Below are 8,247 nucleotides of genomic sequence, written 5' to 3' on the forward strand. Positions count from 1 at the left end.
AGATATGGATGCTAATATACCAAGACACTCACCTAAAATACAAAAGATAATCATTTAAATCTCTAATAAATACCCACCTTGCCACTACTGAATCGACATAGACAAAATGAGAACTTATGCAAATATTTGTCTATATTTTTAGTTATAGTTAATTACTCTCGTAAAACAGCTGACGAAGTCCGAGATAGAATCATTGCGTCAAAACAAACGTGATGCTTATGCACTTATGATGAAAATGAATTAATTATTATTTAATTAAGTTAAAAGACTGCTATATAGCGGTCTTTTTTGTTTTTGAGCTCTACAAATTTTAATGAGTACATATAGTTACTTTTATAAAAATGATAATAAAGGGTAGAGGAGGTCATCTAAGAATTTAAAGCACAAGACTTATTTAACATTGATGACAGAAAAAGTGAGTTGTTGGGAACTTAAAGAAGAGGTGGTACTTATAATGGTTACTAAAATACAAATACTTAAAATATTAAATATATAAAACAATATATTACAAATATATATGATGCGTAGTGTACGCATCATACATAAAGCGTTCTATTTTGATATAATTGATCCAATCAACCCATTGTTAGGTTTCATTTAAATTCCATGAGTCTTACTGAAATTAAAGTTCGCCAAGCTCATTGTAAGGAAAAAACCAGTTTTTTATCCGATGAAGATGGGCTTAGCCTGAAGATTGAGCCGAGTGGAAGAAAATCTTGGTGCTATCGCTATACAGATCCACAAACTAAAAAACGTCGACGCATTCAGTTAGGTCGTTATCCTGATTTATCGCTGAAAAAGGCACGACAAGTCAGAGATGACTTTAAAGACAATGATTTCTGTTTTGAACAAGATACTGCCTCTAATGTCATCACCTTTGGTAAGGTCGGGGAGGAGTGGTTACAGTTCAAACTGAAAAATGCCTTCAACGATCTACCCCGCTGTGGTGTACTACAGTTAGCAGAAAGATGCTTACAGCAAGATATTTATCCAGACCTTCAGGATCTACCTTTTCAAAACATCAAGCGTTATGACCTGGTTTCAGTAATCAAAAAAATAGAGGGACGCCAAGTAAAAGAACCTGTCAAGAAAGCTTGTAGTTATTTGAACCAAATTTATGACTACGCTGTAGCGATGGGTTATTGTGAATTCAACATCGCGCATGGTTTAAATAAAATCGCCATTAACAGTAAAATCAAGAAAAATTATCCGTATTTGAAAGCGGAGGATATATCTGATTTTAAGTATAAATTACAAAAATTGGATGCCCATCCGATTATTAAAAAAGCACTGCTGTTCAAATTACATACTGGCGTGCGAGGGGCTGAATTGTTATTGGCTGAGCCTCATCATTTTGATTTAAATGAAAAAGTCTGGAAAATACCTGCCTTGCATATTAAACAGTTTCGACGAAAAGTCATATTAGGCCATGAGATTCCCGACTTCTTAGTTCCACTTTCAGATCAGGCTTTAGATATTTTAAAAGACGTCATGCAATGGTCATACGGTGAAAAGTACATTTTTGCTAGCCCACGGAAACATAATCAACCGATTCATTTTAATACATTAAATATGGCTATACGTAAGATGGGCTATGGAAAACATCAATTATCCTCTCATGGACTACGTTCCACTTTTAGTACCATTTTGAATGACTCAGGTTTGTTCCAGGATAACTGGATTGAGGCACAACTTTCACATATTGATAAGAACCGTACCCGTGCCAGCTATAATCACGCTGACTATTTAGCCCAGCGGACTGAAATGATGCAGTGGTGGGGTGATTATTTAAGTACTGCTAAGTGAAAATCGTACTTTTATACATAGACTTAAAACATTATGGGGTTTCAAATGGATAGTAAACAATATACTTGCCGTGTTACATGGTCAGCAGAATATAATGAGTATGTTGGGTTGTTCGAACCACAAGCACTAGCCATTTGTTGTAATTCAGCTTTAAGCGCCCTTAATTCTTTCATGCGTTTATTCACTAGTGCAAGTTGCTGATCAATTAATGCATTAACGCTAGAGCAGCTTTCTTCTGGCTTATTTTTTAATTCGATAAGACGTTTAATATCATTGAGTGATATATCTAGGCTGCGACAATGCTTTACGAATTCCAATTGTTTAAGTGCTTTGCTATCATACAGCCTGAAATTACCTTCTGAACGATTTGGATTTAACAGTAATCCTTCTCTTTCATAATATCTAATCGTTTGTATTGAACAGCCCGATTTTTTTGACAATTCGCCTATTTTCATCAATTTCCCCCAGACATTTGACTCTATAGTTACTATAGAGTCTATAGTATAAGTATGCAACGAAAAGGATATATAAAAAATGACTGAGAAATATTTAAACAATACGAATATCGTTAATTTTGAACACAAAGATATCCAATCCTTGATCGATCAACGTAGGTGGAAAAACTTGGATAACTTCAACAAAATTGGTGCCGCTTATCAGTTTGTAAAAGATGATTTTTGTGGTTATGGTGTTGCAACAAAGTGCTTTTCATCACCAGATACAGATTGGCGTGGAGAAAATACCTATATTCAAAAAGAAGGTATTCATGATGACTTTGGGCTTTATGATTCCCCTGATGAGTTCTATTTCGAAAAAGGGACTAACTTGTCGGGGTTCAAACGCTGGATATATCAACGCTTGATACGTCACTTGATTAATATGAATGTATCAAAACTAAGAAATAGAAAAGTACTAGAGGTACAAAATGCACAACCATAATCATAGTCATCAACATGGTAAAGATGACCGTATTGGTTGGGCATTTTTCCTTAATGTGACATTCACTATTATCGAATTTATAGGTGGTTGGCTCACTAACAGTACGGCGATAATGGCAGATGCAGTTCACGATCTTGGTGATAGTCTTTCAATAGGTTTTGCGTGGATTTTAAGTCGTTTTTCAGATAAAGAAGCATCAGATAAGTTTAGTTATGGTTATCGTAGACTTACTCTCTTTGGCGCATTGATAAACAGTATTGTTTTAATCATTGGCTCAATTTGGATTTTATTTGAAGCAATTCCAAAGCTGTCCAATCCTGAAATGCCTGTAGTCGAGGGGATGTTAGGGCTAGCGATACTCGGCGTTGCCGTTAACGGATATGCTGTATTAAAATTAAAAGCGGGTGAAACATTAAATGAGAAAGTGCTGACATGGCACCTTCTTGAAGATGTACTTGGATGGGTTGCCGTTCTTATAGTCTCTATCGTACTGTTGTTCGCTGAACTGCCGATATTAGATCCCCTTTTATCAATAGGGTTCACGCTGTTCATCTTGTTTAATGTTTTCAAAAACCTGAAATCAACACTCGTTTTATTTCTTCAAGCTGCACCCGATAAAGAGACTCAAAAGCGTATTAAACTATCACTAATGGAATTTCCTGAAGTTAATGGTATCCACCACATGCACTTTTGGTCACTAGATGGTGAAAGTCACGTTTTAACAGCGCACCTTGAGCTGAGTGACAACTTTGACGTTAAAGAATTAATTAGGCTTAAACAAGAAGTTGCAGCTAAATTATCTTCCTATCATTTATCGCATACAACGATAGAGTTTGAGTTTTTAAATGAAAATTGTCGGGATGAAGCGCAGTAAGCTTTATCAATAAAATGTTGGGCATACAATATTAAAAGCAGCTTAATTAGGCATAACCTAGTAATTAAGCTGCTTTTTTTGATTTTAAATTTCGTCGGATTGCTGTTTGCTACTCTCAGAGCCATGCGCCCATTGATATAAAATAGGCAATACAAACAAAGTTAAAATTGTAGAAGATACAATACCGCCGATAACAACTGTTGCTAGTGGTCGTTGTACTTCTGCACCAATTCCAGTGTTTAACGCCATTGGAATAAAACCTAAACTTGCGACCAGTGCCGTCATTAAAATAGGTCTTAAACGAATGATGTGCTGAGTTTCCATCATTGTCTTGGCTTGATGCGGATCAGTCTAAAGCATTCTCAGGAATAGAGGAGCTCGTTGCTGATGTTGTCGCTGATATGATTAGCAATAATGAAAAAGTTCCTACACCACTCTCCGGGAAAATATAGTAGGCAGTTTGTTGTCCTTGTTCTCAGTGGTTCAACAAAAACTAGCCCTCGAAGCCGCAGAACGTGGCGTGGACATAAATTGTTTAGTATCAGTAAAAAGAGCGATGTAATTTTAGTACGAGTGAGTGATAGAGCAGGAACCTATGCTTCATATATTCAGTAAATGGTATGTTTTTGAATTAATAGGTATTTTTAAATAAAGCTTTCTTTGATTTAGTGCTTTTTATTTAATAAATTAATTTTAAAAACAACTTAGGCTAATTGATAAACACTATCTGGAAAGATTAAAAGAAAATATTTTTTAATTTCTGCTAATTCATTTAAGGCAGGTTCCCTTTCAAGCAGTTGAAATGTCCAAATAAGTACAGCCTGATGATTATCATAGCAAGTATTTACTCCAAGAAAATTAGCCATTCCATAACTTCTATTGATGTTCATTTCTTTAATTAATTGATTTCCTAAGTCACGAGCTTGCTGGCTGATCAATAACTCATTTGGTAACACGGCGGTCATCTCCACAAAATAATCTAATGCAGGTTCAATCCTTATATTTAAAAAGTTATAATTTAGTTGAAATGGATAAAATATACTTTCTATAAGTTGTAATAACCTGCTGTAGGTTAATTTTAGCAAAGTATTACTCAGTCAACAACTTCAAATAACCCACAGCAAGTTATTTTTTGTAAATTAATTTAAATATGATTACTTGTAAGTTATCTAGCCTCATGGGCGATAGAAAAATTTTAAAATTAAGTGAAGTGGTGCATGCAACAGGTATCAATCGCAACACGCTCACAAGTATGTATTATGACCGTGCTGTACGTATTGAATTACCAGTCGCCGATAAGTTGTGTAAGTACTTTAACTGTACGATGAATGATTTGTTTGAGTTTAAGGAAGAAGTTGAAGAAAAAGATTAACTTAATACTTCGTTTGATAAGTTTTTCGAAGAAAAAGACTAGCCAATACTTAGTTTGATAAGTTTTTCTCTGCAGATCTAATATTGAATTTTATAAAATATCATTACAAACAGAGGTGGTTCCACTTGTTTGAACAACTAAAAGCGTATTTATAAGTGATATTCCGCTCTAGTTAAGCCACCTTGTTTTGTTGGGGTAGCTGATCATAGTAAAACTCATTTGGTGTCATTTTGTCTAGACTCGAATGAGGTCGTTTCAGATTATAAAACTCAAAATATGCACTCAATTGCTTTTTCGCATCTGTGACACTGCTATAAGCTTTGAGATACACCTCTTCATATTTAACGCTCCGCCATAATCGTTCAACCATCACATTATCTACCCATCGACCTTTACCATCCATACTGATTTGAATGCCATTTGATTTCAATACATCAATAAATGCATCACTGGTGAACTGACTGCCTTGGTCTGTATTCAATATTTCAGGTGATCCATATTTTTCAATCGCTTCATTTAAAGCCGAAATACAAAAATCCACCTCCATACTAATCGATACCCTATGCGCAAGTACCTTGCGGCTATGCCAATCAATCACAGCACATAAATAAACAAAGCCTTTTGCCATAGGGATATACGTTATATCCGTAGACCACACTTGATTACTGCGCTGAATAGCCAATCCTTTGAGCAGATATGGATATTTACGGTGAGCTTGATTAGCCTGGCTTAAATTTGGTTTGCAATATAACGCCTGAATACCCATTTTCTTCATTAAAGTACGTGTATGACGTCGTCCTATATGATGCCCTTGACGATTCAACAAATCACGCATCATACGACTGCCTGCAAAAGGATATTGCATATGTAATTCATCAATACATCGCATCAGCTTCAGATCTGATGAGCTAACAGGTTTTGGGCGATAATAATAACAACCACGAGAGACTTTCAGTAACTTAGCTTGTTTAGATACTGAAATCTGAAGTGAGTGATCGATTAACTTTTGTGGTTGAAGCGGCCCAGTTTCTTCAACACACCTTCTAAAAAATCAATTTCTAATGCCTGCTCACCGATTTTTGCATGTAACTTTTTAAGATCAATGGGAGGTTCTGATGGAGCTTTTGATTGATCGAAAGCTTGTGAGGAAGCTGAGATCAATTGATTTTTCCAGTCAATAATTTGGTTTTGATGAACATCAAACTCAGAACTCAATTCAGCAAGTGTTTTTTCTGCTTTGATCGCAGCAAGTGCTACCTTAGCCTTAAAGTCGTTTGAATGATTTCTTCTTGGTCTACGTGCCATAAAATACTCCATATATTGATGTTTATAACATCATTTGAGGAGCAGAGTATCACTTATAGGAGTTGTTCAAATTGATGTGTGCTGAATTAGCAGGAGACTTTCACTTGGGAGATTCTAGGCAGCTAACCGATAAAAGTCTTCTGCCATTTGATTTGGTGTCTTAAAATCCAAGCCTTTTTGAATTCTTCGCTGATTATAAAATAACTCTATATATTTTGTAATATCCGCTTTGGCTTCTTCCCTTGTTTTGTAGTTGCGATGATGGACTAGTTCATTTTTGAGTATGCCCCAGAAACTCTCTATCGGTGCATTATCAAAGCAGTCGCCTTTTTTGCTCATTGAACCCTGAAAATCAAATTTCTCAAGTAAGTTTCGATATTCATTACTGCAATATTGGCTGCCTCTATCTGAATGTACAATGAGATCTTTAGCAGGTTTCTGATTGCGAATAGCCATATTCAATGCATCACAAACAAGCTTGGCTGTCATGCGCTCATTTAAGCTATAGCCAACAACCTGTTTCGTGTAAAGATCTTTGACAGCTGCCAAGTACAACCAGCCCTCAGCCGTCCAAATGTAGGTAATGTCACTCGACCACGCAAGATTAGGCTTCGTCATTGAAAACTGTTGCTTGAGTAAATTGTCATAAATAGAACGGTTGTGATCACTGTTCGTGGTTCTTTTGAAACGCTTATGGCGCTTACAATACAACTGATTTGATTTTTTTATTTGGCGCACAGCATACGTACTTATTTTGATACCTTGCGCTTGTAAATGCTTGGTTAATCGAACATAGCCATAGCTTTGTTTGGTTTCTTCATGGGCTATTTTGACCAAAATTGTCTGCTGATTTCGCTGAATTGATCTTTTACTCATGCCTCGCTTTAGCCAATCATAAAAGCGAGAAACGGATACACGAAGTAATCGAGCCATTAAAATAATCGGAAATAAGTGGCTTTGCGATTTCATATAGGCGTACCTCACTGACTTTCTTTGGCAAAGTACGCTGCTGCCTTTTTTAAAAATTCACGTTCCATTTCAGCTGTTTTGAGCTGTTGTTTAAGCTTCTTATTTTCTTCGAGTAAGGCGTTTAGATCGGGCGAATACTGTTTTGTGCCTGCTAAAGTTCCAGCCTTTGCTTTGTTATTCCAGTTCGAAAGGGTTTGCATTGAAATGCCAAGTTGTCTAGCGGATTCCGATACATTACCTTGGTTCTCTTCAATGGCTTTTATGGCTTCAGCTTTAAATTCTGCGGTGTAAGTCTTCTGTTTCTTGCTCATGGTAAACTCCTAATGAGTATGTATAGTTTACCAAGTTAAACCCTCCTGTTTTTTAAGCACACATCAATAGAGTGGGAGTGACGGGCACTGGCTGGCAATGTCTAGCAACGGCAGGCATTTCGGCTGAGGGTAAAAGAACTTTCCGCTAAGCGATAGACTGTATGTAAACACAGTATTGCAAGGACGCGGAACATGCCTCATGTGGCGGCCAGGACGGCCAGCCGGGATCGGGATACTGGTCGTTACCAGAGCCACCGACCCGAGCAAACCCTTCTCTATCAGATCGTTGACGAGTATTACCCGGCATTCGCTGCGCTTATGGCAGAGCAGGGAAAGGAATTGCCGGGCTATGTGCAACGGGAATTTGAAGAATTTCTCCAATGCGGGCGGCTGGAGCATGGCTTTCTACGGGTTCGCTGCGAGTCTTGCCACGCCGAGCACCTGGTCGCTTTCAGCTGTAAGCGTCGCGGTTTCTGCCCGAGCTGTGGGGCGCGGCGGATGGCCGAAAGTGCCGCCTTGCTGGTTGATGAAGTACTGCCTGAACGGCACTGTTGCAAATAGTCGGTGGTGATAAACTTATCATCCCCTTTTGCTGATGGAGCTGCACATGAACCCATTCAAAGGCCGGCATTTTCAGCGTGACATCATTCTGTGGGCCGTACGCTGGTACT

Annotated in this window: 8 protein-coding genes and 3 pseudogenes; 6 read left to right on the forward strand and 5 right to left on the reverse strand. The window is 37.4% G+C overall.

All coding sequences use genetic code 11. The features are described 5' to 3' along the window. Positions 1-606 precede the first annotated feature (606 nt). On the forward strand, positions 607-1,806 hold the full coding sequence (locus FTU02_RS15075; protein WP_005245164.1) for an integrase arm-type DNA-binding domain-containing protein: 1,200 nt from the start codon (positions 607-609) through the stop codon (positions 1,804-1,806). A gap of 41 nt (positions 1,807-1,847) precedes the next feature. Here the strand turns inward: FTU02_RS15075 and FTU02_RS15080 are convergent, their stop codons facing one another. Further along, positions 1,848-2,261 (reverse strand): Cd(II)/Pb(II)-responsive transcriptional regulator, encoded by a 414-nt coding sequence (locus tag FTU02_RS15080; protein WP_005245163.1) that lies wholly within the window; start codon positions 2,259-2,261, stop codon positions 1,848-1,850. Positions 2,262-2,340: 79 nt separating this feature from the next. Between FTU02_RS15080 and FTU02_RS15085 the strand changes: the two genes are divergently transcribed. Both FTU02_RS15085 and FTU02_RS15090 read left to right on the forward strand, forming a co-directional pair. Further along, positions 2,341-2,745, forward strand: coding sequence for a hypothetical protein (locus FTU02_RS15085; RefSeq protein WP_180004480.1), 405 nt, complete (start codon positions 2,341-2,343; stop codon positions 2,743-2,745). Then, complete coding sequence (locus FTU02_RS15090; protein WP_127800877.1) at positions 2,732-3,619, forward strand: cation diffusion facilitator family transporter; 888 nt, start codon at positions 2,732-2,734, stop codon at positions 3,617-3,619. Before FTU02_RS15085 ends, FTU02_RS15090 begins: the two co-directional genes overlap by 14 nt. An 84-nt stretch (positions 3,620-3,703) precedes the next feature. Here the strand turns inward: FTU02_RS15090 and FTU02_RS15095 are convergent. Beyond that, positions 3,704-3,928: pseudogene (locus FTU02_RS15095) on the reverse strand (efflux RND transporter permease subunit); the annotation flags it as partial. On the opposite strand from FTU02_RS15095, the pseudogene FTU02_RS15100 reads away from it, so the two are divergent. Then, positions 3,928-4,071, forward strand: a pseudogene (locus FTU02_RS15100) (antitoxin HicB); the annotation flags it as partial. The pseudogenes FTU02_RS15095 and FTU02_RS15100 sit on opposite strands and share 1 nt — an antisense overlap. Before the next feature lie 252 nt (positions 4,072-4,323). On the opposite strand, the gene FTU02_RS15105 reads toward FTU02_RS15100, so the two are convergent. Next, positions 4,324-4,575: a hypothetical protein gene (locus tag FTU02_RS15105; RefSeq protein WP_004658363.1), complete on the reverse strand. Its 252-nt coding sequence runs from the start codon at positions 4,573-4,575 to the stop codon at positions 4,324-4,326. Between the two features lie 194 nt (positions 4,576-4,769). On the opposite strand from FTU02_RS15105, the gene FTU02_RS15110 reads away from it, so the two are divergent. Beyond that, entirely contained in the window at positions 4,770-4,991 is a 222-nt protein-coding gene (locus FTU02_RS15110) for a helix-turn-helix transcriptional regulator (RefSeq protein ID WP_004658364.1), read from the forward strand. A 172-nt stretch (positions 4,992-5,163) separates the two neighbouring features. On the opposite strand, the gene FTU02_RS15115 is transcribed toward FTU02_RS15110, so the two are convergent. Then, a protein-coding gene (locus tag FTU02_RS15115; protein ID WP_099046175.1) for an IS3-like element ISAba14 family transposase occupies positions 5,164-6,308 on the reverse strand; the annotation gives its coding sequence in 2 pieces (ribosomal slippage) (positions 5,164-6,044 and positions 6,044-6,308; 1,146 coding nt in all). A 102-nt stretch (positions 6,309-6,410) separates the two neighbouring features. After that, positions 6,411-7,576, reverse strand: a protein-coding gene (locus tag FTU02_RS15120) for an IS3 family transposase (RefSeq protein WP_119285041.1) whose coding sequence is annotated in 2 segments (ribosomal slippage) — positions 6,411-7,318 and positions 7,318-7,576 — 1,167 coding nt in all. Because the reading frame shifts where the segments join, the coding sequence is not laid out codon by codon here. A gap of 192 nt (positions 7,577-7,768) precedes the next feature. Here FTU02_RS15120 and FTU02_RS15125 point away from each other — a divergent pair. Beyond that, positions 7,769-8,122 (forward strand): annotated as a pseudogene (locus FTU02_RS15125) (transposase zinc-binding domain-containing protein); the annotation flags it as partial. Between the last annotated feature and the right edge of the window lie 125 nt (positions 8,123-8,247).

Source organism: Acinetobacter sp. YH12045 (assembly GCF_013419925.1).
Taxonomy (GTDB): Bacteria; Pseudomonadota; Gammaproteobacteria; order Pseudomonadales; family Moraxellaceae; genus Acinetobacter; species Acinetobacter amyesii.